24 protein-coding genes are annotated in these 21,895 nt (G+C 43.2%); 7 read left to right on the top strand and 17 right to left on the bottom strand.

What is annotated here, in order from left to right; all coding sequences use genetic code 11:
* Positions 1–202 precede the first annotated feature (202 nt).
* The 11 genes from CWO13_RS00365 to CWO13_RS00315 form a co-directional block, all read right to left on the bottom strand.
* Positions 203–1,126 (bottom strand): HNH endonuclease, encoded by a 924-nt coding sequence (locus tag CWO13_RS00365; protein WP_108082320.1) that lies wholly within the window; start codon positions 1,124–1,126, stop codon positions 203–205.
* A 77-nt stretch (positions 1,127–1,203) separates the two neighbouring features.
* Positions 1,204–1,428 carry a hypothetical protein gene (locus CWO13_RS00360; RefSeq protein ID WP_108082319.1) on the bottom strand — a complete coding sequence of 75 codons (225 nt, stop codon included), beginning with the start codon at positions 1,426–1,428 and terminating at the stop codon, positions 1,204–1,206.
* Positions 1,429–1,461: 33 nt separating this feature from the next.
* The gene (locus CWO13_RS00355) at positions 1,462–1,713 is read right to left on the bottom strand and encodes an ogr/Delta-like zinc finger family protein (protein WP_108082318.1); all 252 of its coding nucleotides are present in this window, start codon (positions 1,711–1,713) and stop codon (positions 1,462–1,464) included.
* Positions 1,713–3,632, bottom strand: coding sequence for a rolling circle replication-associated protein (locus CWO13_RS00350; RefSeq protein ID WP_108082317.1), 1,920 nt, complete (start codon positions 3,630–3,632; stop codon positions 1,713–1,715). Before CWO13_RS00350 ends, CWO13_RS00355 begins: the two co-directional genes overlap by 1 nt.
* A 3-nt stretch (positions 3,633–3,635) precedes the next feature.
* Complete coding sequence (locus CWO13_RS00345; protein ID WP_016785360.1) at positions 3,636–3,914, bottom strand: hypothetical protein; 279 nt, start codon at positions 3,912–3,914, stop codon at positions 3,636–3,638.
* Positions 3,911–4,141, bottom strand: a complete 231-nt coding sequence (locus CWO13_RS00340; RefSeq protein ID WP_102461686.1) for a hypothetical protein — start codon at positions 4,139–4,141, stop codon at positions 3,911–3,913. The genes CWO13_RS00345 and CWO13_RS00340 overlap by 4 nt, the downstream gene beginning before the upstream one ends.
* The gene (locus CWO13_RS00335) at positions 4,141–4,548 is read right to left on the bottom strand and encodes a hypothetical protein (protein ID WP_108082316.1); all 408 of its coding nucleotides are present in this window, start codon (positions 4,546–4,548) and stop codon (positions 4,141–4,143) included. The genes CWO13_RS00340 and CWO13_RS00335 overlap by 1 nt, the downstream gene beginning before the upstream one ends.
* A gap of 21 nt (positions 4,549–4,569) precedes the next feature.
* Positions 4,570–4,827, bottom strand: a complete 258-nt coding sequence (locus tag CWO13_RS00330; RefSeq protein ID WP_108082315.1) for a hypothetical protein — start codon at positions 4,825–4,827, stop codon at positions 4,570–4,572.
* The gene (locus CWO13_RS00325) at positions 4,824–5,039 is read right to left on the bottom strand and encodes a hypothetical protein (protein WP_108082314.1); all 216 of its coding nucleotides are present in this window, start codon (positions 5,037–5,039) and stop codon (positions 4,824–4,826) included. The genes CWO13_RS00330 and CWO13_RS00325 overlap by 4 nt, the downstream gene beginning before the upstream one ends.
* 15 nt (positions 5,040–5,054) lie before the next feature.
* Complete coding sequence (locus CWO13_RS00320) at positions 5,055–5,597, bottom strand: phage regulatory CII family protein (protein ID WP_108082313.1); 543 nt, start codon at positions 5,595–5,597, stop codon at positions 5,055–5,057.
* 53 nt (positions 5,598–5,650) lie between these two features.
* Positions 5,651–5,944, bottom strand: coding sequence for a pyocin activator PrtN family protein (locus CWO13_RS00315; RefSeq protein ID WP_004737271.1), 294 nt, complete (start codon positions 5,942–5,944; stop codon positions 5,651–5,653).
* A gap of 167 nt (positions 5,945–6,111) precedes the next feature.
* Between CWO13_RS00315 and CWO13_RS00310 the strand changes: the two genes are divergently transcribed.
* The 3 genes from CWO13_RS00310 to CWO13_RS00300 all read left to right on the top strand — a co-directional run bounded on the left by CWO13_RS00310 (position 6,112) and on the right by CWO13_RS00300 (position 9,635).
* Positions 6,112–6,987: a helix-turn-helix domain-containing protein gene (locus tag CWO13_RS00310; RefSeq protein ID WP_108082312.1), complete on the top strand. Its 876-nt coding sequence runs from the start codon at positions 6,112–6,114 to the stop codon at positions 6,985–6,987.
* Positions 6,988–7,056: 69 nt separating this feature from the next.
* The gene (locus CWO13_RS00305; RefSeq protein ID WP_108082311.1) at positions 7,057–8,094 is read left to right on the top strand and encodes a nucleoid-associated protein; all 1,038 of its coding nucleotides are present in this window, start codon (positions 7,057–7,059) and stop codon (positions 8,092–8,094) included.
* A gap of 2 nt (positions 8,095–8,096) precedes the next feature.
* On the top strand, positions 8,097–9,635 hold the full coding sequence (locus CWO13_RS00300; RefSeq protein WP_108082310.1) for a hypothetical protein: 1,539 nt from the start codon (positions 8,097–8,099) through the stop codon (positions 9,633–9,635).
* Between the two features lie 26 nt (positions 9,636–9,661).
* On the opposite strand, the gene CWO13_RS00295 is transcribed toward CWO13_RS00300, so the two are convergent.
* The 6 genes from CWO13_RS00295 to CWO13_RS00265 form a co-directional block, all read right to left on the bottom strand.
* Complete coding sequence (locus tag CWO13_RS00295) at positions 9,662–10,099, bottom strand: hypothetical protein (protein WP_108082309.1); 438 nt, start codon at positions 10,097–10,099, stop codon at positions 9,662–9,664.
* Positions 10,100–10,415: 316 nt separating this feature from the next.
* The gene (locus tag CWO13_RS00290) at positions 10,416–11,471 is read right to left on the bottom strand and encodes a tyrosine-type recombinase/integrase (RefSeq protein WP_108082308.1); all 1,056 of its coding nucleotides are present in this window, start codon (positions 11,469–11,471) and stop codon (positions 10,416–10,418) included.
* A 326-nt stretch (positions 11,472–11,797) separates the two neighbouring features.
* A complete protein-coding gene (locus CWO13_RS00285; RefSeq protein ID WP_004737278.1) occupies positions 11,798–12,007 on the bottom strand; it encodes a cold-shock protein in 210 nt (69 codons plus the stop codon).
* Positions 12,008–12,452: 445 nt separating this feature from the next.
* The gene (locus tag CWO13_RS00275) at positions 12,453–13,544 is read right to left on the bottom strand and encodes a PQQ-dependent sugar dehydrogenase (protein WP_102431700.1); all 1,092 of its coding nucleotides are present in this window, start codon (positions 13,542–13,544) and stop codon (positions 12,453–12,455) included.
* A 144-nt stretch (positions 13,545–13,688) separates the two neighbouring features.
* Entirely contained in the window at positions 13,689–14,474 is a 786-nt protein-coding gene (locus CWO13_RS00270) for an ABC transporter ATP-binding protein (protein ID WP_102431699.1), read from the bottom strand.
* A gap of 77 nt (positions 14,475–14,551) precedes the next feature.
* Positions 14,552–15,313: a siderophore ferric iron reductase gene (locus tag CWO13_RS00265; protein ID WP_102431698.1), complete on the bottom strand. Its 762-nt coding sequence runs from the start codon at positions 15,311–15,313 to the stop codon at positions 14,552–14,554.
* Between the two features lie 219 nt (positions 15,314–15,532).
* Between CWO13_RS00265 and CWO13_RS00260 the strand changes: the two genes are divergently transcribed.
* The 4 genes from CWO13_RS00260 (at position 15,533) to fhuB (ending at position 21,810) form a co-directional block, all read left to right on the top strand.
* Positions 15,533–16,441 (top strand): AraC family transcriptional regulator, encoded by a 909-nt coding sequence (locus CWO13_RS00260; protein ID WP_102431697.1) that lies wholly within the window; start codon positions 15,533–15,535, stop codon positions 16,439–16,441.
* Positions 16,442–16,647: 206 nt separating this feature from the next.
* Positions 16,648–18,795, top strand: a complete 2,148-nt coding sequence (locus tag CWO13_RS00255; RefSeq protein ID WP_102431701.1) for a TonB-dependent siderophore receptor — start codon at positions 16,648–16,650, stop codon at positions 18,793–18,795.
* A gap of 82 nt (positions 18,796–18,877) precedes the next feature.
* Positions 18,878–19,816: an iron-siderophore ABC transporter substrate-binding protein gene (locus tag CWO13_RS00250; RefSeq protein WP_102431696.1), complete on the top strand. Its 939-nt coding sequence runs from the start codon at positions 18,878–18,880 to the stop codon at positions 19,814–19,816.
* Positions 19,816–21,810, top strand: coding sequence for a Fe(3+)-hydroxamate ABC transporter permease FhuB (gene fhuB / locus CWO13_RS00245; RefSeq protein ID WP_108082307.1), 1,995 nt, complete (start codon positions 19,816–19,818; stop codon positions 21,808–21,810). Before CWO13_RS00250 ends, fhuB begins: the two co-directional genes overlap by 1 nt.
* Positions 21,811–21,895 lie beyond the last annotated feature (85 nt).

Raw genomic sequence — 21,895 nt, 5'->3', positions numbered from 1 at the left:
TTCGGACTCACCCACCCCTCCACACCAAAATTCCACACTGCAATTATGCGATCTTAGAACCGCATTTCATTTCGGTAGTTGTATTGGAACACAGCCCCCGATGTATCTACATCGAGGGCTGTTTTAGATAGGGGATTTAGAGATCGTCCGAGATCGTGATCGTTCGTTTTGTCTAAATAGAGGGGCTTTATATTTTTCTAAGCTATAGCTTAAAAATATGTTCCCTATGGTATGTAAGATAGATTCTTTGGTTTGCGTTGAATTTACCTACATTTAACGGATAAGCGACTCCCCAAGACGATAGAATTGCCTTCACGTATTCTTCAGAAACAAGAAGGTCGCCTTCATCAGTAAAACTGATCCAGCCTTTATCGAATAGCTTATCGATATGGGGCGATAATAATAGACCATTGTTCCCGTCCAGCTTCTCCTGGTTTGTAGATACGCGCCACGGTTTAGAGTGACTTGCGATTAAAAAACGCTTGTCTGATAGGCCGGTGACACGGCAGCTAGATTCAATTAGCTCTAAGTTCTGTCGAAATTTACCCTGACCTCGACGCGCTTTAACTAGCTGTTCTTTTTCAGTTTCGCTTATTGTATTTTCGCTTCCAAGCTGCTCTGCAATTCGATTCTCTTGGCCCTCAATATCTTCATCAAAGCCCAAATAATCTTCTTGCTTCGTATAGCCCGAAATGTCCAAAAGCACATTAGCGAGTTCGGGAGTAATACTCGCCAAATAGCAACTCTGATTCCCATTACCGTTTTGTTGTATTGGTGAATATTTTTCAGGAAGTAACGGGGCTATTTGGGATATATGTTTTTTAGCTCTAAAGGGTCTTTCAAGCATGTCCCATTTGATTTTTACTAGCCATCCCTCATGATCCCAATAGTCACCTTTGCTACCAAATTCATCTGGTTTCCCAGATGATAGGCATGGCTCTACAACTGTTCCTACAGCCTTGATTTCAGCGTTAGCAAACGAAAAAACAATGTCTCCGACTGAGGTTTTAGGCATATTGTCATAGCTGTTGTTTTTGGCTCCATTAGTATTCTTTTTAGGGGACCAGATATAACCCCCACCAATCTCTTCCTTATGTGTCTGCTTGTGATTAACCCACCAATACATTTGCTATCTCGCGATTTAAAATATTAAGCATCAATACTCACATATGAAATATAGTATTTACAAGCCAATAAACATATTTACTGTGCTCTATAGGATTTTAGTAGTATGTCATCCATTTGGTTCAGTTTTCGAACCGCCAATGACACGCGTTTGCTCGATACATCCGATCTTAGCGAAGCCAGTTCGTATGAATAACCAGATTCGAATACCAGTTTCACAGCTTTGCGAGTTTGTTCTGGCATATCTCTTTTTGAGATCACTTCAAGCAAAGCATCAAGGCGTTTTTTAGGAATAAGGTTCATTTATACAAAATACCCGTAGTCTAGACTTCTGGTTTAAGTGCTTGGTTGTTCCGCTTCAAAGATATCGATTTGGTTCACATCACCTTTGCACAGCTCTGGTTGTAACTTTGGATCTGGCGGCACTCCAACAGAGTCGATAATCCCCTCTACAGAAGTAAGCGTATGAAAGCGAACGCCACAGTTAAAATTGAGGCACTGCCAGTAGGCTTTCCTTGTCTCGTTTGACATTTCTTGTGAAGTAACAATTCGGGTTTTGCATCCGCATGTTGGGCATGGCATTAGCATTATTGTAATCTCCCTTCTAAATAATCTGCTTTGGCACTTTGCCAATAACTCACTTCATCCTCATCGGGTTCTTCGGGTATGTAAGGTTCGCCAAGAACCGAGCGCCAATAAGCCCGTCGTTCTAAGAAGTGATGATATTGCGCTTGATAAGTTTCATCTGCTGCTTGTTTTAAGTCGCTACAATCCACATCACGACATGTCATCGACCAACCCCTAGCACCAGCTGCCCACATCAAGAAGTTATCCATCCGTTCTTTGGCTTCGTCGCCGTCAAAAGTTATCGAGAACCGGTTACCACTAGACGCATGCATTTGGCGTGACTTCATTTCTTGCGTGGTTTTCTTGGCCGCATGTTCTAAGCGAATAATTCGCGACTGCAGTTTTTTAAGGTGATCTTCAGGCTTGCCTTGTTGCTTAGCGATGCTCGACGCTTTCACGGTTTGAGCTTTTTGCTTATTGATACGTGAGATAGTTCGTAGCAAAGGCTTTTTCCACTGCTCAAGCTTGTAACCCAATTCACGGATAACAGCAGTGATATTGTCAGCTTCGAATGATGCGAGAGTTTCCCAACTTGGTGCGCGTGAGACTCTTGCTATGCTGTAACGATTCCCCTTAATTAAACCTTGGTCAGCGTTATTACCTTTGGCCGCGTAGCCCACCGCTTTAATGAGATAAGTGCTGGCTGCTTTCGGCTGTCTAATTTTTTCGATGTGAGCCATGCCATGACCCCATAGCGACTCCAAACGTTTAGCCCAGTCTTTGAAATGCTTTTTATCGACCGTCCATTTCAACAATAAGTGAACGTGCGGGTTGGGTTCGCCATCTTCATTCATTGGGCTTTCGGCTACCCACATATAATGGAAATCAGCTTTCTCTCTATCAGGGCCAAAGGGTGAAGGCTTCGCTTTGAATTGCCCAGGAACGTAGTCACCATCCTCGGTGTACCAACCTCGGTGAAACATCTTTTTGCTGCCATCGAGAAAGCGGGAAGTTTCGCGCCCAATACTGGTATCGAGTGGTTTAATGATTTTGAATGGTTGTTTGGGTAACTGTGTATACAGGCCGTCTTTGCCAGGAATAAGATCACCGGTATCTCGTTCAAACTCTATTGGAGTAAATGGGCCGTCAGCATCGATGCCTTCGTCCATTGCGCCAAAAATGGCGTGACGTTGTGCCGGTGTAAAAGTCAAAGTTAGAAATGTAGTAAACCCTTCATGGCATTGAGCAACATATGCACCGCTCTCGAACATGTTAGAAACGCTCTTTGGTGTTAGTTTTTCCGTATAACGAGTACCCGAATTAGCCTCGGGTGCATTTCCTGCAGGCGTCTGGGTAACAATTTGAGCACGCATTTGTCCAGACCAGTCTCGTTTTTGCAGTTGAAGAGAGATAGGGGAAAGCTTCCTCTCGAAAGGGGGCCTTTTCTCATGCTTCAGTGGCAAAACTCGCGCGGTATTTCGCTCTGTACTTACGTATAACGCATCAAAGCTTTCATGGCCCATTCGGCTATCAAGCTCTGTCTTGGTGCCAATGGGCTGCCCAATAACCTTCACACGCTTGTTGATTCGAGCCAACTTTAAGCGCTTTTTCTCGTGTCGGACTTTTGCGCCCTTGGACAAGCCTAGTGTCTCCGGCCTTTCGGCCGCCGCTTCGCGGTCGGGTTTGGAGTTTGAATTTAGCCTTTTGAAGTGTTCAGTTGCCAACTTAACATCTGTTACGTGCTTTGATTTTTGGTTAAAAACACGGTCGTAAACAGGAAGAGATTTAACTACGCCAGAATCGAGCAATTGTTGCTCGTATTCTGTGTAGTGAGGAATTTTGGAACCTAAAAAACCAGCTTCATAGCTGGCATTAGCAGTTTTAACTTCATCAATAGGCCGGACGGCTCCGGCCACATGGTACAGAGTTTCAATCTTCATCGCTTATTGCTTCACATCCCCTGGATTCGCATTACTTACCGAGCCCCAAGGTTCAGCGCACCCGTTTTCACTACACACATAATTCATTGGCTGAGAGTTGCCCTTAACACGCTTTTTAATGCCGTGTTTTTCGCGCAACTTCGACACTAAAAAGCGCGCTCGCTCTCGTTTCTTTGGATCTGGGTTCTCCATGCCTGCCATATCAGGGCAGGGCTTGTGTATTGGAGAAGTGATAGGCAAGTCAGCCGTCGATTTAGCAGGTCTAAAAGTAACGTCACTCATAATTCGCTAAACTCCTGTGTGTCCATAATCATGTGACCGCCAGTGTGATTGCCTTTTATGATCACGCCATTCATAACGTGTTCGCAGTTCAACGCCTCACATGCTGACTCAATAGCAAGTTTTGGCGTATCAAACTCGCCTAAGTGAAGGTTCATTACCTCATTGGTTTCAGCGTGACGAACCACGCCGCCACCGCTGTTCAAAGTTATCGCTATATAACTCAGCATCACTTCGTCCCCACAGATGACAAACAAAACTGTTCGAATTGATATAACGCTTCATCATCAAAGTGCCCTAGGTCACGTAGACTAAGCATTTCAAGAAACAGGTGGCGGTTACCCATATCTAAGCTCGTCCAGTGGTGAAGCTGTGAAACTTGTTCGATCGAACCGTTGCGATACCAACTAGGAAATGAATGTCCGAAAAACAAACGAGCACGTTCACCGTCCATTGCATTTTTAATATCGGCTAATACGTCAGCTTGAGAACGATGTATTTCAATGGGTGTTTGCTTCTTAGCAATTGCATCTAATTGGCATAGCAATTCATGCTGTTGTTCTGTGCTACTTGAACTAAAGCGCTGTGCAATGAGTTCAAATGATTGCTCAAAGAGGTGATTTTCGAGATTACTCATGACGTTATTGATCCTAAAAAATTAGTTATTGGTGAGGTACGTATTGCATGGATCTTTCTCCATCCCGAGTTTCCCCTTGGCAAGCTCAAGGAACTTGGCAACCTGAGCTTGGTTTTGAGCGAAGTCTTCGACCTTATACAAAGGGAAGTACATAGAAGCTCCCCATCCGTCAGGGCCTGCTAAATAAGCTTGAGCAGCTTTCACGCCTTCGACATACCCAGCCTCGTAGACATAAATCTTGTCTTCACCTGAAGTGATGGTTTTGAGTAGAGTTTTCATACTGGTTCCTTCTGGTAAACCTTGAACTGGTCGAGAGCGTCACCCGCTTGCTTGTGAATGCCGCGCCACATTGCGATCAAGTTATTCTGCAATTGCTCTTGGCCTTCCACTTCGTTCTCTTGATACTTAGTGATAGTGAGTGCCGCAACATTCTCGATGTTGAGTGCTTCTTCCAATGAGTTGATTTGAATCGCTATAAATGGTTTTTTCATAATTACACCCCGTAATTAAGTAAGACCGGGTAAAGGTGCACCGTTGGCTAACAAGTCCACACCCATACATAAGAAAGGGTGTGCACCACTTGTGCGGTCTTCTAGGTCGTTAATGAGCAGCATTAAGTTGCTAATACCAGCTTGTGCCGTTTTGATAATTGAGTTTCGAGTTGAGCGAGGCAGGGCTCTTTGGCCTGCCGTGTCTAACGCGAGCTGAGAGATCTCTCCAGCAAGCACAGAGTTGTCTAGAGCACGTTTAATAAACGTTTCTCTTTCACCCTCAGGAATATGAGCGGTCACTAGCCCTAACTGGCGAAGTACAACTTCTAAAATTACGTAGTCATCCGTAGCTTTAGAAATTGCCATCATTTCAGGTAAAGAAAGTACGTGCGGTTGCTCGATATTCAGCTTGTTACGCAACATGTTTGAGCGAAGGCCACAAGCTTTGGCTATGTCTGTTAGCTCGTTACGGTGTCGTGCTCGAAACAAGCTGCATGCTTCGTTGTACTGTTCTTGTACATCCGCTAAAAAGACGCACATTGTCTGGTTCACTTCCATGTCTGATACTCACTATGAAACATAAGAAAAGTGGTTAGCTTCGAAGGTGGCTATTAATGACGATGAAACTTTCCGTAGATGGATTCCATCCTTGCTCGCTCTTCCTCGTGTTTTCTTACAACGTAATCAGCAAGGTCGTTAACTCGAATCAACAACGGAACTTTTGTACCTTTATTAGCTTCACTTTCTTCGTGAAGACGGAAGGCAGGAATAGGGAATTCATGGCTGCTAACCTTGGCTTTAGCCGTCGCATACTTCATTCCGAAAAATGCTTCTGAAACTTCGCTTAATTGGACAATCGGCTTACCAAACATTGCTTGAAGCCCGTAGTGAATATCCATGCTCATATAGTTATCCTCATTTTCTCTAACAGATTGACGTGTTATAGTTTCATTTGAATCACTATCTGCGTTCTAAGTGGTTTATCGCAGTTTAGTAACTCTGGTTTAAAGTGGTTTGTTGGGGTTGATTAAACGATCCAATTGGTTTGTCGTCAAGTGGTTTATTAGGGTTTATGAAAGAGTGGTTTGTTAGTTCTGAGTTGTTAGGCTTGGAAGGGATGCCTAATACCATTGTGGGTATTAGCCAAAAAGCTAGAAGAAACAATTGGTTGAAAAGAAAGGCGTCAGGAAATGGACGGGCTTTTGAGTACCATATTTCTAATTTCCATATTGATGTAAAAAACCAACTGATTCAAAAATATGTGACCGATAAAGGTGAAGCGGAAGCATTATTGAGTTTAGGTGAACCTTCATTTAGTGAAATCGACCCAACTCTTAAGAGAGCTGCTGAGAAGCACGTAAAGAGCGTAACAGTGCAAGCAAGGAAGGAAGCTTCTGAAGAAGCTCGTGCTGAGTATCTAGCGATTTCTGAAGCTAAGAAAAATCTGGAGTTGTTGGTGGGTGAGGGCAAATTGATTCACCTGCCTAATATCGCGGAGTCACGATTAATTCACCAATTAGATATGTGTCCAGTTCCAGTCTATAACGTTTATGCTGCCTGTGGTTGGGGAGCAGAGAATACGGCTGAGTATCAAATACGAACTGAATTTGTTCCCTGTCAGTGGCTACATCGTTTCGGGTTAAACGAAGAGACTGCTCGTATCATTACTTGCCAAGGTGACTCAATGGAAGACACTTTGAGTGACGGTGATGAAGTATTAGTCGATACCCGAGAACTCGATCACCCAGTAAAGCACGGTGTTTATGTTGTTCGTATTGGTAAGCACGTTTACATAAAGCGCCTGAAGTACGACATCATGGCCGAGGGCTATAAAGTCATCTCAGACAATAAAGAAGAATATGATTCGTTTATCGTGAATGAGGATAAACTCGACGAGTTCGCGGTAATCGGGAAAGTTGTTACCACCGTCATGAAGGCGGTGATTTAGAAAAGCGAAGGCGACCTCAGGGTCGCCTTTTTATTGATAGTTATAGTAATAAATGTGGATAGCTAGCTGATGAAATATATGAATACAAGTTGTTACCACCTGTTCATTGAAACTGGTGAGTACAAAAAATTTGTGGGTAATGCTAACTCTAGTGCTAATTTTCAAGACTTTGCTAAATTGGCGGTTGCACACACTCAGAATAATGAAAATACTCAAGAATTTATTTTTAATGAAGGATCTTCAGTTGAAATAGAGTTTCTTAAATATCTTGAGCATACGCCTCATTGGCAGGTGTTGTGTGAAGAGTCATCAGCTTCCCTTTTAGATGCGCAACAAGTATCTCAAAAGCGAATTGAGCATCTAGATAAAAAGGTTACGCCTGGTAGTTTACTGCTTATTCATTGCAAACCACCTGAAGCTAACGTTGATATCCTAGTGTTAGTTAAAATGGAGCAAGAAGAGTTCGCAAGTGTTGTAGATTTCGAACATCAATATGGCCTACCTACAGAGAAAAAAGCTCTAAATACCGCACTTATTCGTTTTGAATCAGGTAAACCTGCTAGCTTACTTGTATCAAGAGCAAATGCTTTTTGGATAAAATTTCTGGATGTATATCCAGTAAGATCTGATAATGTAAATACAGCCAATGCATTTAATGCGATTGATGGTGCTCTCAAAAAAGTAAAGCGAGATGGCTTTAAAGCAGATCATACCGCGTTACGTAACCACTTGATCACTTATCTAAGAAACAACCACGGTCAAACGGTTGTTTATAATGAGCTAGTTGAGACGGTCTTTGGTCAGCACAAAGCATTAGATAAACAGTTTGTGGCAAAAGACTTTGCAGATGAGCTGCTAAAGCTTCCTGCTAAGAAAAAAGGGAAACATGCATTTGACCCTCACTTTCAAATTAACATGACAGATGTGAAGGCAAAGAAGAAAACAGTGATCAACTTGACAGATAAAATTGACTTAAGTTTGAAAGACGGTATCGATAACTTAGACGAAACTATTTTGCCTTATGAAGAACACGGCCGAAAGGGCGTAATCATCTTCTCTGACGAAGGTTTCGAGCATTTCAAAATAGATGATGGGAAAGAAGAATAATCATGCTAGATGATGTTAGAAGTATTTGGACAACACCAGTTCAAGAGTGGGAAAGTATCACTGAATCTCTCACTCACTTCTCTGCATCTTGCAAACTAGCTAACCTGCTTGAAAGTGATGTTGATTCGTTGGCTAGTTTTCTTCAAAAATACCGAGGGCATCAAGACCGATTTACGATAAAAGTTTTTCATGACCTTGATGACTCTATAGAGTTCTCGAATACGACACTTGAAGAAACCCTTGAAGAACGCTTCAGTGATTTACGTGATGAGATAGAACAGTTAGAGGGTGAAGAAAAACTTTCTTTTTCCCTATCTATATTTAAGTCGACTGCTGAGCCGAAGCCTGGGCTATTGATAGACCAGGTTTATTCAATTGATTCTCTGTCAGCGTATTTAAAAGGAAAGTCTCTAGGGCAAGTTCATAGTGAGATCGTGACTCGTTATGGTTGGAGAGATGCTCGTGGGGTGGCTTTTTTAGGAGACTTCGAGTCTTTGTCTCATACGGAGTTTTTCTATTTTGTACCTAAGAGTCAATTTTCAGTTAACTCATTTAATCCCAAATTTAATAAAACTGATGCTGATGAAGCAAAGCGCATTCGGGGAACTTTAGGTCACTTTTCAAATGCATCGGAGTGGCCATTTTTGCCGGGACACTTTAAGTTGTTAAAGAATGAAACTAAAGATCTAAAGGCTATTGCTAGTGTATTTAATGGTCTATTGAATGCTTACTTAATAAGTTTTTTCGCTAACTTAACTTCAATAAATAATAACTCGGTCGAGTATCAGCTTAAAGGCTTAAAAGACATATCAGGCTCTTATGATTTTGCAGCTTTAGTAAATATTGATGCTAGATACTTATGGTCATTGTATAAATGGGTGTATGAAGGTAGCTCTGTAGATAAGCTTGGTGTAACCCGTAATATTATTCCTTTGCATGTTGATGATTTATTGAGCGTAAATGAACCTGTTTTAGCTTCAGCGTATTCTAGTTTCATCCTTTCACAAAAAGATGATGTGAAGAGTTACATTGATGCTACGAGTAAGTTAGCTGACCAAATGCAGGTCACTGCACAGAAGGCGGGGGAAGCTGCTGAGAAAGTTGCAAACTCAATTAAGACAGGTGTGTTTGGTGTTGCGACCTTCGCAATTTCAACTATCTTGTTTAGGATCTTTTCGAAAAGTAGTGAGATATATAGCTATTCTGATTTGTTTGCTTTTATTGGTTCTGATGTGTTTGTTTTGGTTATTGGCCTAGCTTTATTTGTTTTTACAAGTTTATTTGGTTTTGCTTTGGTTGAGTCATTTCAAGACCAAAAAAGGTTTGGAGATATGTATGAACAATCGAAGAAGGCATATGAGAATGTGTTAACGGTCGAAGACATGAAAAACATTCTGAATAATGATAAGTACTATGAACAAAACAATCGCTTCATTTCGAAGAGACGAAATCTTTATACTTTAGTTTGGATTTTTGTGTTAGTTGTAGTTTCTATCACCTTAATGCTTGCTAGTTCCTATGCCCAAAGTTTAGCTGGATAAACAAAAAGGAGCCAATAGGCTCCTTTTTAGCATTTAAATTTTGATTCATAACGGCCCACATGATCACCGTCAACACGTTCATTCTTATAGTAGAGAGAAACCACAGTGAAGAAGTTCCCTTGTTTGTTTGAAACGTAGCGGATGATGAGTAGAGAGTCTGGGCTTACACGCATCATAATTTTGAGCTTGTTATCTTCTTCAGTCGTAAAAATATTACCACTTTGACCTAGCTTTGTAGAAAGTGCCTCTTGAACTGTTTTCTTAATCTTTTTTAACCAGTGGCCATGGCGAAACTCGATGTGCTTTTGACCAAACCCTTTATTACCCACCTGAAGGCGAATGGGTAGATCTTCATCAAAACCTTCTATAGTTCCTGCTGGAATGACTGCCCAATCTTTATTATCATTGATTAACCAATAGTCGAAAGGTTTATCTCCAGTTTTAGTAAAGGTATCGGTAGTCATTGTTTTTCTTCAGCAAAGTTGAGAACGATACATTCTAGCAATATGATGTGGTTGACACTAGAACTGATTTTATCTATGATTATCTCAGGTCGTTTAAAGACGATTTGTCAGCCTGAGGTAACCATTTGAAGGCTAGGCATAATAGTAAAAGCACAGTTACCCTAGACGTGCAGAGCGTGGTTCAAGTTGTGAGAAGATATATTATTGACTTGCAGCAACTTGTTCAGTGACTTGTAGTGAATTTATATTCGATTACAAGGCTGCGGGCGCCGCTCCGACCGACTCATGATAAAAAGCCGCTTTTTAGCGGCTTTTTTCATATCTTACGCTCATGCAATTTATGTGGAAACAACTGGGTATAAACCTGCCACAAGGTATTTAGGTTTCTATGGCCAGTTACCTGAGCAACTTCCTCAATGGTAAAACCTTTCTCGAACAAGCGGCTTGCACCTTCACGGCGTAGATCATGATAGCGCAGGTTATCAATCCCAACCTTTTGACACACTTCAACAAAACCTCGGCCAACTGAACGTGGGTTGTATGGGAATATCAAGTCTCCCTTTCGTTCTTGCTTCATTACAATATCGAATGCTTCACCGAGTAGAGGAACGACCATGTGGTTGCCTTCTTTCTTACGTGGGTCTTTTCGATCACGTACGATCACTGTTCTAAGTTCTTCGTTTAAGTCTTCCCATCGAATACCACAAACTTCGCTTACCCTCATACAACTCAGGATGCTGAAGTCTAGAAGCATGGAGTAGGGGATTTTGTTTTCTCTGCGCTGCTCGCGCTCTTCTAGTGCTTCTTTCAATAAGTCTATTTCATCGGTAGTAGGGCGTCTTGTTCGTTTCTCTGATTTACCGATGAGCTTCATTTCATAGAGAATAGGTGTTGCTTCTAAGAATGTGTTCACGTTCGCGGCAACGTTGAAGACAGGGTTAGCTCGTTTGAATACCGAACGTAAATAGTAGATGTCGGAATAGACGGTAGAGGGCTTGGTTCCCGTACTGCATCTATCTTGGCAGTGCTCAATCAAGTCTTTAGTGGTTAGCTCATCTGAATAGATTTTTGCTATGTCACAATCACGCAGCATTTTTAATACGGTTTGTTTAGATCGGCCAGTATTGTCCCAGAGGTTTTTGTTTTCAATGAACATGTCTAGCAGCTGGCCAATGGGTACAGAACGGTCTTGAGTTTCACCTTCTTCTATCTTTCGTACTTCATTTTTTGCCCAGGCAGTAGCGAGCGTTTTCTTCTTATGAGTTTTGGAAAAACGTTGAGCAATTTTACTTCGATGTTTCACCGTAACAGTGGCTTTGTAGCGAGGTTCGCCGCTTGCTAGAGTTCGTTTTTCAATACTATAAGATGCCATGAACGTGTGCCTCTGAGGTGTACCAAAAGGGTGATTTGAGGGGTACAAAAGGTGTACCAAGGTTCAGAGATTATAGCAGTTTATTGAAGTTCTTCTAGGTTGTTATTTACATTAAGTGTTTGAAAATAATGGTGTATGTGGCTATTGCTAGGTAGGGCGGGGAGTGACGTATTTTAGTGAAACTTATAGATTGTCGGTTTAAGAGCCATTGAGAGGGTGTCTTAGGTAGAAATAGTGAAGGGGAATATTACCTTAAATCTCTGAATAGCGGGTAAAAAAATAGCCAGCAGAGGCTGGCTATTTTTAGAAAGCTTTAAAATACTAAATTAAAGTACTTTGATGCTGTCAGCTTGTGGGCCTTTTTGACCTTGAGATACTACGAACTCAACTTTTTGGCCTTCAGCAAGAGTTTTGAAACCTTCGCCAGTGATTGCAGAGAAGTGTGCGAATACGTCTGGACCGTTTTCTTGTTGAATGAAACCGAAGCCTTTAGTTTCGTTGAACCATTTTACTGTACCAGTAACTGTGTTAGACATGATGTTATCCCTAAAATTAATTTTTATAGTGAGCCAATTGTGGCACTGATAGCGTGGAAAAGTTTATTGCTATTGCGTACAACACAACGGGGTTACTAGTAATCCAACGAAATGTTTATATACAAAGAACTTTCTTTCTAGCCGAAATGGAGTCTAAATCAAATCAGGGGATAGTCAATCGAATCCATAGTGAAAGGTTGCAGAAACTTGGGGGTAGTCAAACTTTGCATTCCTTAAATATCATGGAGTTACAGTTGTATGGTGATTTCTTGTCGTTTTTGTGAAAAACCTAGGTGAATTTGATGACAAAATTAGAGTGGTTGCACTGTTTTGGCACATTCTACTTTGTGATAAGAAAGCCGTTAAATTGACTTGAGGGCCTGTATTTAACGGCTTTATTTATAAAATCATTATCAAATATCGTCTGTTTGTATCGGTGTCGCCACTACTTTTTCAAGCGGTATAGATTACCATTATCGGTGCTGAAGAAGATGTCTCCGTTTGGTGAAGTTTCGATGTCTCTTATCCTTTCGCCTAAGTCCTCTAAAATGCGTTCTTCCTCGATTGCCTCACCTTGCCCGTTAACTGTGACGATATTGATGTGGGTAAGTTTTAGTGCCCCTGCCAACAGCTTGCCTTGTAATTCTGGGTACTTGTTACCTTGGTAGACGATCAAACTGCCCGGAGCGATTGAAGGAACATAGACCTTTTTAGGCGCTTCTATGCCTTCTTTGGTTTCAGATTCGCCAACGCTGATAGGGCCCCAATACTCCTTACCGTGTGATGTGACTGGCCATCCGTAGTTAGCTCCTGCTTTTATTAAGTTAATTTCATCACCGCCACGCGGACCGTGTTCTATAGACCAAAGCTTTTGACTTGGGAAATCATAGAAAAGCCCTTGCGGGTTGCGGTGACCGAAACTCCAAACCTCGTCGAGAACCTTGTCGTTATCTGTGAAAGGGTTGTCGCTTGGCGTGCTTCCATCGGCATTCAGTCGTAATATTGAACCTGCGTGCGTCATGGTGTTTTGGCCGTTATCTCGATCCCCTCGGTCGCCAATAGAAAAGTAAAGGTGGCTATCGTCAAACGTAATGCGGCTCCCGAAGTGACGCCCAGTATCGGTTCTCGACTTCGAAACAAACACATCTTGCCAATTAGACACTTCACCATTTTTGTAATCAGCGGAAGCGAGTGTGGTTACGCCTTCATCGTCGATGTCTTTGCTATACGTCACATAGAGTTTGTCTTCTTCAAAGGGTGAAAACGTAATATCTAGAGCGCCGCCTTGACCTTTTGCCCAAACATCAGGCAGCCTGAATAGTGTGCTTTGGTCACCTGTTTTCAAATTAACGTGTTTAATAACGCCGGCTTTTTCTGTGAGAAGCATAGAGTCGTCATCGACATAAGCTAGGCCCCATGGGATTACGAGACCGTCTGTGATCTTCTCAGCTTGCCAGGCGAAGGCCGCCGTTGAGGCAATAGGACTGGACACAACAAGTGCCAAAGCAGAGCATAGAATGCGGTGATAAGTGTTCATTGAAGTCTCTTGATTTCATGAGGTGGTATTAGTGTAGCTTGTGTTGATTTAAGTTTAAGGAAACATTTACTCTGTTTTCACTCGTTATGCTGGTGAGTTATCCAAAGAATGAGTACCTCATTCACTTAACTTTGATTCTTCGGGTTACTCGCAGACAACGGCGACCTTTTCGCTTGCAGCTGTCTTAGCTGGAACTGGATGATCGATAAGTCGAATTGGGGACTCATACAGTGCAGACAAAGCCTGTTCATCGAGTAACTTATCGGCGCTGCCTTCAAATGCAATCTGACCTTTCTTCAGAGCAACGATGTGCGTCGCGTAGCGCAGTGCAAGGTTCAAGTCGTGCAGAATCACGATAACGCCAACGTTTTCATTTTTGTTCAGTTCAGACAATAAACTCATCAGTTGGAATTGGTGATGAACATCCAATGCAGAAGTCGGTTCATCAAGGATCAATACCGGTGACTGTTGAGCCAGCAACATAGAGACCCACGCTCGTTGACGTTCACCACCAGATAAGTCATCCGCTAATGCTTGTGAGAATTCAGTAACACCGGTTCTTTCCATTGCTTGTCGGATGATCGACTTATCTTCTGAATTCCAACGACCTAACGCGCCTCTCCATGGGAAACGCCCTAAACGAACCAGCTCTTCCACCGTTAAGCCAGCAGAAGCAGGGAGCTTTTGTGGCAAATACGCAATCTTCTTGGCTAAGTCTTTGCTTTTTAGTGAAGAAAGAGAAGTGCCGTCCAGTTCAACGCTACCATGATCCGGTGACATCTGCCCTGATAGCAAATTAACGAGTGTAGATTTACCTGAACCATTATGGCCAAGAACGACAGTCAGTTCATTGGTCGGAATCGCAAGGTCTTCAATTGAGAGAATGGTTCGTTCATCACGAACAATTTTGATGTTTGAAAGCTGAAACATGTCAGTCCTGTGTCTAGACCAATAAAGCGACTCAATGGAATCAAATGAGCGTTATTGGCCTTTAAAAATAGAGGGTGTTATTGTGCTGCTTTTTTGTTATCGGGGTGTCTTGGACAATCGTCGCAATACTTTCCCGAATCGCATTTGTAAACTAAGCAACAGCTGACTCTAATCAGTTTAAGCATTCCTGAATCGGCATCGACCTTGAGGCTGTCTAAGTGACTTTCAGGTAATTGGCATGCTTCTAACCAAAGCTTAGCTTGTGCTGTGATGTAGTCGTTGGTCAGGCTCGGTTCATGCTGCTGTAATTTGATCAAACTGCCTAACAGTAGATCCGCCAGCAAATGGTTAGTAAAGCCTGGGCGGATGCGTGTCCATTCACTTATTTGGCTGCGATAAAACTCAGTAAGTGCAAGTATGGCTTCGCCCGCTTTAGGTATCAATTCCTCAGGTGAGCCGTGTTGATGATCACCATTAAAGAATCGGTATCCTGTGACGAACTCTTTGTACCTAAACTGACCGATATTCTTAATATCAGGCAGCGAGTGAAGGCCGTAGATAGAAACGAAGGTCACATAGATAGGTTGCCAACAAACTAGATCCCAAGTTCGGGTTAACCAATAAGCTTTGCCTGCTTCTGTGTGATTTTCCGCTAATCCATCGTAAACACGTTTGATCTCGATATGGCTCTTATCGTTTGTCATTGCGATGCTTTTGCTGCTCAGAGAGCCATAACTTCCGCTTAGATAAGGCGTTATTTGTTTTGAGTAAGCGAAGATTTTCTGGTGCAGGGAGGGGGCTCTGCGACGAGTGGCAATATTGTGCAGCTGGGAAAGCATTTTAAACCATTAAATGAGAATCAGTTGCGTTATCATAGCGAACCTCATTGACGATAACCATACAAAATGGTGCATCTCTTCAGAGAACTCTTGGTTTAAAAGATTTATAAATTGAGTGCGCCTTGGCCATTATTAAGTGATAAAAGTCGCTTTAAATGTTAAAAAGTATTCCTGTATCGACTTAATTGTTACCACTATCGAGATTATAAAAGCGTGACTATGAACACTCCTGCATTTGACCGTATCAGCCGCGTTCTAGCTTATATCCATGCGAACCTTAGCTCTGCGTTATCTCTAGAAGATATTGCAAAGCAAAGCTGTTGGTCTCGCTGGCAACTGCAAAGAGTGTTTCAAGCCGAAACGGGGCTTACTGTGGCTAACTATGTGAGAGAGCTAAAACTGAGTCAGGCAGCAGAAGAGCTACTTGATGGAAGAGAGCGTGTCATCGATGTTGCACTCGGGCTTGGGTTCAATTCAGAAATTAGTTTTAGTCGTTCCTTTAAGCAGATGTTTGGGGCAAGCCCAAGCCAATATAGAAAAGCGGGCAAAAGAGTAGGGCTAAGAAAGCCGATACAAGTGTCTGAAACTGTCAGCGCAGAAGAAAAAGGCGCTCTGAGTTTTGTTGAAGTTCGTATTGACGAAAGAGAGTCTTTCCTTGTTAAAGGCATAACATCAGAAATCAGCGGCTTGTTTTCACTAACACAAGATTTTGCAGAGAAAGTCCCTCAACTTTGGTCTCGCTTGGAACAGGAAGTTACGATTCCAAATGATAATGTGCTTCAGTTTATTGGCGTCGTTGATCTTACTCAGTCTTGTTTTGATGGCACCAACATCCACTATTGGGCCGGTGTTGAGCTTCACGACGGAATTTCCATCCCGCAATTACCAAGCATCATATCCGATAAATTGAAGGTGCTGACCATCCCTAAGCAAACTTATGCTGTGGTTAAGCATTGTGGGCCGATTGAAAACTTGCGACATACCTTGAGCTGGTTTGTGCTTAACTGGCTGCCGAGTTCTGGTTATCGTGGTGTCGATGGCTATGAACTCGAAGTGTACCCATTTGGCTATCAAGCCCATGCATCAGATGCTGAAATGGAGTACTGGGTTCCTATTATTAAATCGTAATCATATCCCCACGAAACCTCTTTCTATAAAACCTCCCACTGAATAAGGTCAATTGTGTTTTTAATCAGCAATTGGCCGATTTTTATTAAAATTAGGCCAAGTTCTTTTTTAATTTGCACCAAATTGTTAATTATCCCATCTCTAGATACATACAATGCAAATGAGATTTATTATTATTTATGTTAAGCATTGGTACCGAGGGAATCATGACCACTCACACTCGTTTTAAGTATTCATCATTGGCAGTAGCGTTGCTCACTGCATTTTCAGCGCAAGCGTTGGCGGAAGAAACCGTTACAGCGGCAGACTCGAATATCGAAACTGTCACGATTATGGGGAAAGCCTATCGTAATACCGCAACAAAATCGGCACTTGAGCCAGAAGAGACGCCTCAAGGTATTACCGTTATTGATGAAGAACAGTTAGATCAACGAGGTGTGAAGTCCCTCAACCAAGCGCTTAGATACGCGCCGGGTGTTGTAACCGAGCAGAAGGGCGCATCAGTAACGATGTACGATACGTTCTCGATTCGTGGCTTTAGTAATAACCAAAGCTACTACGATGGTTTGGTACTTCCGTTCCTTACTGGTTGGAACTTACAACCTCAAATAGACCCTATTGCGATTCAGCAAGTTGAAGTGTTTAAAGGCCCTACGTCTGTGTTGTATGGAGCTATGCCACCGGGTGGTATGGTCAACATGATTGCAAAGACGCCGCAAGAAGACGGGGCTACAAAAGTAGGAGTATCTACTGGCTCAAGAAACCTTATGGAAGCGTCAATTGATACAACAGGTCAATTGGGGGACAGTGACTTTTCTTACCGCTTGGTAGCACTCGCTCGTAAACAAGACAGCCAAGTCGATCACGCCGAAGAAGAGCGCTATGTGATTGCTCCTTCACTAGATTGGCAGGTCTCTGATAGAACACTTATTAACTTCAACTTTTACTATCAAAATGATCCGTCAATGGGTACTAACTCCGCAATGCCGCTTGAAGTGCTGAAGGCAAGTGATCCATCTGTCTCCATGGGTGACAAGAACTGGAGTACCTTTGAACGTGAAGTCTTGATGTTAGGCTATAAGATCAATCATCAAATCAACGATAATTGGACTTTTCTTCAGAACGCTCGCTATACCGATGCATCTCTGTACCAGGAGAATACTTACCACACCGCGACTAATTTCAACCCTGCGACAGGCAGTTTAATTCGAAATGCTTACAGTACGGATGAGGATTCACAGAGTTTTGTTATCGATAACCAAGTTTCAGGTCGCCTAGAAATTAGTGGCTTAGAGCATAATTTACTATTCGGTGTCGACTACCTAAAGCTAACAGGTGATTCTCTGTACAAAGAATTCACTGCGAATGCGGGCTTCTATGGGTTTGATGCTTACAATCCGAAAACTGACCTTTTGGATAAAAGTCAGCTTCAAGAGAACTACCGTGAATCTCACGACATTACGACCGAGCAGCTAGGACTATATTTCCAAGACCAAGTACGCTACGACGCGCTTGTTCTACTTGCTGGTGGTCGTTACGACATGTTCAAGGCGAGCGATGATAAAAATAGCTCTTACCCAACTTATGATGGAAAAGAAGAAGCTGAACATAACCAGTTCTCTTATCGTGTAGGTGCCTTGTATGAGCTAGATAATGGTATTTCTCCGTTTGTAAGTTACGCGACGAGCTTTGAGCCAGCGGCAGGTACTGATATTAATGGCAACTCTTTAAAACCTCAGCTAGGTGAACAGGTCGAGCTGGGTATTAAATACTTGTCTCCAGATATGTCGCAACAGGTTACGGCTTCCTATTTCCATATTACTAAGAAAGACTCAATTGCTGCTGATCCATCAGATCCTACATACCGTTCTAAGATTCAGCTAGGCGAGGTGCGCTCGCAAGGTTTGGAGCTTGAAGGCCGATGGTTTGTCACGGAAGATTGGGATGTGAACGCGAGCTATACATACGTCGATATGGAAGTAACGGAAGATGCAAACCCTGACCTTGAAGGAACGACACCAATCTACGTACCTACACACGCTGCGAATTTGTGGAGTAATTACTATGTGTACGGTGGTGCTTTAGCAGGTACGCGTTGGAGTGCTGGCGCTCGTTACATGGGTGACATGGAGATGGATGCAACCAATACTCAAGGGAAAGTGCCGTCTTACACTGTCGTTGATATCTCTATGGGTTACGACTTAGGTGAGGCAAGCGACACACTATCTGGTGCAACGGCTAATTTGATGGTTAACAACCTGTTTAATGAAGAGTACTACACCTGTTACGACCAATCGAACTGTTGGTTCGGTGCTGAGCAGTCTGTAGAGCTCAGCGTTAACTACGAGTTCTAATTCATTTGAATACATAAATCTAAGCAGCCTGTGTAGGCTGCTTTTGTCGTTAAATAAACAATTAAAAAGTGACAGTGATTATATGAAAGCCAACTATTTTACTTCTCGTTTTCCTAAAGTGAGTTCGTTCATTGTCTCATTGAGCTTGTTGTTATCAGCTCAAGCGATGGCCAACTTTCAAGTTGAAGACAGTGAGGGTGTTAAAACCCTTGAAGTTCAGCCTGTTAGAGTGGCTGCGCTGAACTGGGACATTGCTGAACAAGTGATTGAACTCGGTGTAACACCAGTGGCAGTGCCTGATATCGCTGGCTATACAGATTGGGTTGTTCAACCTGCGATTCCAGAAGGCGTGGCCGATATTGGCACTCGAACTGAGCCTAATTTCTCTGCTTTGAAGAAGCTAAATCCTGATGTGATTCTTATCGCTTCTCCTCAGAAAGATCTTCAGGAACGACTTTCTGAAATTGCGCCCGTGCTTTACTACCAGACGTACAGTGAACAGCATAGCAATGCGGCGGCGGCTATCGATAACTTCAAGAAGATAGGCCAATTGCTTGGTAAAGAAGAGCAAGCGAACGACAAACTGGCTGCGATGGACGAACGTCTTGAGGTTTTAAAAGCTGAACTAGATAAAGCGTATCCGGGCGACAAGCCGAAAGTGACCTCTTTCCGTTTTGCGAGCACGACTTCGGTTTACATATACGGTGATAACTCGATTCCGCAATATGCGCTTGAGCAGCTAGGCTTTGAAAATGCGATGGATCTTCCTGCGAGTCAGTGGGGCATCAGTCAAAAGCGTATGACCGAGCTTAAGAATGTTAAGGGTGGTATTGCGCTTTACTTCGAACCTTTCCCATATCAAGACAAGTTAGATCGTTCTCCGGTTTGGAAGAGCATGCCTTTCGTTCGTAATGGTCAATTTAGCCCTGTAGCAGCAAGTTGGAGCTACGGCGGTGCTATGTCGATTTTGTATAACGCAGAAGCGATGGCGCAATCGTTGTTGACGTTAGCGGAGCAGTAATGACATCCAGTGGTTTGATGATGGGGGCGGTGTTATTTATCGCCGCCCTTATTCATTTATGGTTAGGCCAGTCTGAATTTGGCCCTATCGGTGAGTTGTTTCAGCAAGTCTCACAGATCAGTGACATCGTTACATTCAATAAAATGGTCGACGATTCATTCGAGTTGATGGCATTAATTTATGTCAACTTACCTCGTTTAGTGATGGCGATTTTGGTTGGTGGAACACTTGGCACTATCGGTAGTTTGTTCCAACAGTTAACGCAGAACCGCATGATGTCTCCACTTACACTCGGTACATCATCAGGGGCGTGGCTTGGTCTGGTCATTCTGAACGTGGTCGCGCCAATGTTGGTTGCTCAATATTCGGTTTGGTTTGCGCTGATAGGCGCGCTGCTTGCTATGGGTCTGATTGTCTCCATTGTTGGCATTAAAAATATGAGCGGTTTACCGATTGTATTGGCGGGTATGGCGGTCAACTTATTGCTAGGGGCATTTGCAACGGCGATTATTCTACTCAACGACCAGTACGCACAGAATCTGTTTGTATGGGGAGCGGGCGACCTAGGGCAAAATGGCTGGGAACAAGTGCTTTGGTTGATGCCTAAGCTGTTGCCGATTTTTGCCATATTCTTCTTAGCTCCGCGAGTTCTGACTTTGCTTTCCATCGGCACTGAAGGGGCTGCGGCGCGCGGGCTCAATATTGGCACGACCTTCTTTGTGCTAATGGCAATCGGCGTTTGGTTGGTTTCAGTGTCGATTACCTCAGTGGGCGTGATCAGCTTTATCGGCTTGATTGCTCCGAACATCGCTAGGCATCTAGGTTTTCTAAAGGCTAAATCTGAACTCATCGCGAGTTGTGTATTAGGCGCGCTATTACTTTGTGTCACCGACAGCTTGGCAATCTTCTTGGCGCAATGGTCTTTGGATATGATTCCAACAGGCATGGCAACCGCAGTGATTGGTGCTCCAGCTTTGATCATTATTGCTCGCAAGCAAATGTCTGCTCAAGATCAGCTGTTTTTCTCGATGCCTAAAGGGCCAAAGTTTATTTCACCTGTGGCTTACTTCTTGTTGGGCACAATGATTTTCGGGTTGCTGGCGTTGAGTTCATTGTCTCAGCCTTCTTCTGATATGGGCTACTTTGTTATTCCAGACGCATTTGAATGGTCTATTCGTTGGCCTAAAATATTAACCGCGATATTCGCTGGTGGCGGCTTAGCGGTGGCGGGTGTGATTTTACAAAGATTGGTCTACAACCCGCTCGCAAGCCCAGACATTCTTGGTGTGTCGGCGGGTGCAGTTCTGGTGTTGATTTTCAGTAGCTTATTCATGGGCTATTCGATTCACTCACTAAGCCCGTGGGTTGCATTTTTAGGTAGTGCGATTGCGCTTTGTTTATTGCTGTTCCTTGGCAAGAAGCATCAGTTTGCTCCGTCTATTCTAATTCTGACAGGTATCTCGCTGACCGCGGTATTGGAAGCTTTGGTGCAATTCTCTTTAACACGAGTGGGTGAGGGGAAATACACATTATTGGCTTGGTTAGCAGGGTCTACCTACCGTGTGGAGCCTGAGTCTGCCACTATAATGGCTGTCGTGATAACGGCTTGTATTGGTGTTGCTCTGCTGTTGAGTCGTTGGGTGACCTTAATTGCGACTGGACGACAGTTCGCGAGTGCCAGAGGGCTGAACATCAACATCGCTTACGTGGCTCTGTTGTGTATTGTCGCGGTGTTATGTTCGATGGTCACAACCACCATGGGGCCGGTCGCCTTTGTTGGTCTATTGGCTCCACATATCGCGGTGATGGTTGGTGCTCGTTTGGTTCGTGAACAGATCATTCTATCGTTTTTGATTGGTGCGGCATTGATGTTATTTGCTGATTGGTTAGGGCAAGTGGTGGTGTTCCCAGCGCAACTTGCGGCAGGGACGTTAGTTTCCATTATTGGTGGCAGTTATTTCATATTCTTATTACTGAAATCTCGAACAGCATAGGTTCTGCTAATGTCCTAAAACCACTGGTAATCAAAGCTATTGGCAACCAAAGCTACGAATAAAAAGCAGTGAATGGAGCGATCCA

This window comes from Vibrio sp. ZF 223, assembly GCF_003050585.1.
GTDB classification, from domain to species: domain Bacteria; phylum Pseudomonadota; class Gammaproteobacteria; order Enterobacterales; family Vibrionaceae; genus Vibrio; species Vibrio crassostreae.
Note: the sequence above shows the minus strand (reverse complement) of the source record. Positions and strands in the feature narration are given on the sequence as shown.

Excerpts from the sequence above, each read along its gene's own strand:
- CWO13_RS00365 (WP_108082320.1), bottom strand. The coding sequence starts at position 1,126 with ATGTATTGGTGGGTTAATCACAAGCAGACACATAAGGAAGAGATTGGT.
- CWO13_RS00360 (WP_108082319.1), bottom strand. The coding sequence starts at position 1,428 with ATGAACCTTATTCCTAAAAAACGCCTTGATGCTTTGCTTGAAGTGATC.
- CWO13_RS00355 (WP_108082318.1), bottom strand. The coding sequence starts at position 1,713 with ATGCTAATGCCATGCCCAACATGCGGATGCAAAACCCGAATTGTTACT.
- CWO13_RS00350 (WP_108082317.1), bottom strand. The coding sequence starts at position 3,632 with ATGAAGATTGAAACTCTGTACCATGTGGCCGGAGCCGTCCGGCCTATT.
- CWO13_RS00345 (WP_016785360.1), bottom strand. The coding sequence starts at position 3,914 with ATGAGTGACGTTACTTTTAGACCTGCTAAATCGACGGCTGACTTGCCT.
- CWO13_RS00340 (WP_102461686.1), bottom strand. The coding sequence starts at position 4,141 with ATGCTGAGTTATATAGCGATAACTTTGAACAGCGGTGGCGGCGTGGTT.
- CWO13_RS00335 (WP_108082316.1), bottom strand. The coding sequence starts at position 4,548 with ATGAGTAATCTCGAAAATCACCTCTTTGAGCAATCATTTGAACTCATT.
- CWO13_RS00330 (WP_108082315.1), bottom strand. The coding sequence starts at position 4,827 with ATGAAAACTCTACTCAAAACCATCACTTCAGGTGAAGACAAGATTTAT.
- CWO13_RS00325 (WP_108082314.1), bottom strand. The coding sequence starts at position 5,039 with ATGAAAAAACCATTTATAGCGATTCAAATCAACTCATTGGAAGAAGCA.
- CWO13_RS00320 (WP_108082313.1), bottom strand. The coding sequence starts at position 5,597 with ATGGAAGTGAACCAGACAATGTGCGTCTTTTTAGCGGATGTACAAGAA.
- CWO13_RS00315 (WP_004737271.1), bottom strand. The coding sequence starts at position 5,944 with ATGAGCATGGATATTCACTACGGGCTTCAAGCAATGTTTGGTAAGCCG.
- CWO13_RS00310 (WP_108082312.1), top strand. The coding sequence starts at position 6,112 with ATGAAAGAGTGGTTTGTTAGTTCTGAGTTGTTAGGCTTGGAAGGGATG.
- CWO13_RS00305 (WP_108082311.1), top strand. The coding sequence starts at position 7,057 with ATGAAATATATGAATACAAGTTGTTACCACCTGTTCATTGAAACTGGT.
- CWO13_RS00300 (WP_108082310.1), top strand. The coding sequence starts at position 8,097 with ATGCTAGATGATGTTAGAAGTATTTGGACAACACCAGTTCAAGAGTGG.
- CWO13_RS00295 (WP_108082309.1), bottom strand. The coding sequence starts at position 10,099 with ATGACTACCGATACCTTTACTAAAACTGGAGATAAACCTTTCGACTAT.
- CWO13_RS00290 (WP_108082308.1), bottom strand. The coding sequence starts at position 11,471 with ATGGCATCTTATAGTATTGAAAAACGAACTCTAGCAAGCGGCGAACCT.
- CWO13_RS00285 (WP_004737278.1), bottom strand. The coding sequence starts at position 12,007 with ATGTCTAACACAGTTACTGGTACAGTAAAATGGTTCAACGAAACTAAA.
- CWO13_RS00275 (WP_102431700.1), bottom strand. The coding sequence starts at position 13,544 with ATGAACACTTATCACCGCATTCTATGCTCTGCTTTGGCACTTGTTGTG.
- CWO13_RS00270 (WP_102431699.1), bottom strand. The coding sequence starts at position 14,474 with ATGTTTCAGCTTTCAAACATCAAAATTGTTCGTGATGAACGAACCATT.
- CWO13_RS00265 (WP_102431698.1), bottom strand. The coding sequence starts at position 15,313 with ATGCTTTCCCAGCTGCACAATATTGCCACTCGTCGCAGAGCCCCCTCC.
- CWO13_RS00260 (WP_102431697.1), top strand. The coding sequence starts at position 15,533 with ATGAACACTCCTGCATTTGACCGTATCAGCCGCGTTCTAGCTTATATC.
- CWO13_RS00255 (WP_102431701.1), top strand. The coding sequence starts at position 16,648 with ATGACCACTCACACTCGTTTTAAGTATTCATCATTGGCAGTAGCGTTG.
- CWO13_RS00250 (WP_102431696.1), top strand. The coding sequence starts at position 18,878 with ATGAAAGCCAACTATTTTACTTCTCGTTTTCCTAAAGTGAGTTCGTTC.
- fhuB (WP_108082307.1), top strand. The coding sequence starts at position 19,816 with ATGACATCCAGTGGTTTGATGATGGGGGCGGTGTTATTTATCGCCGCC.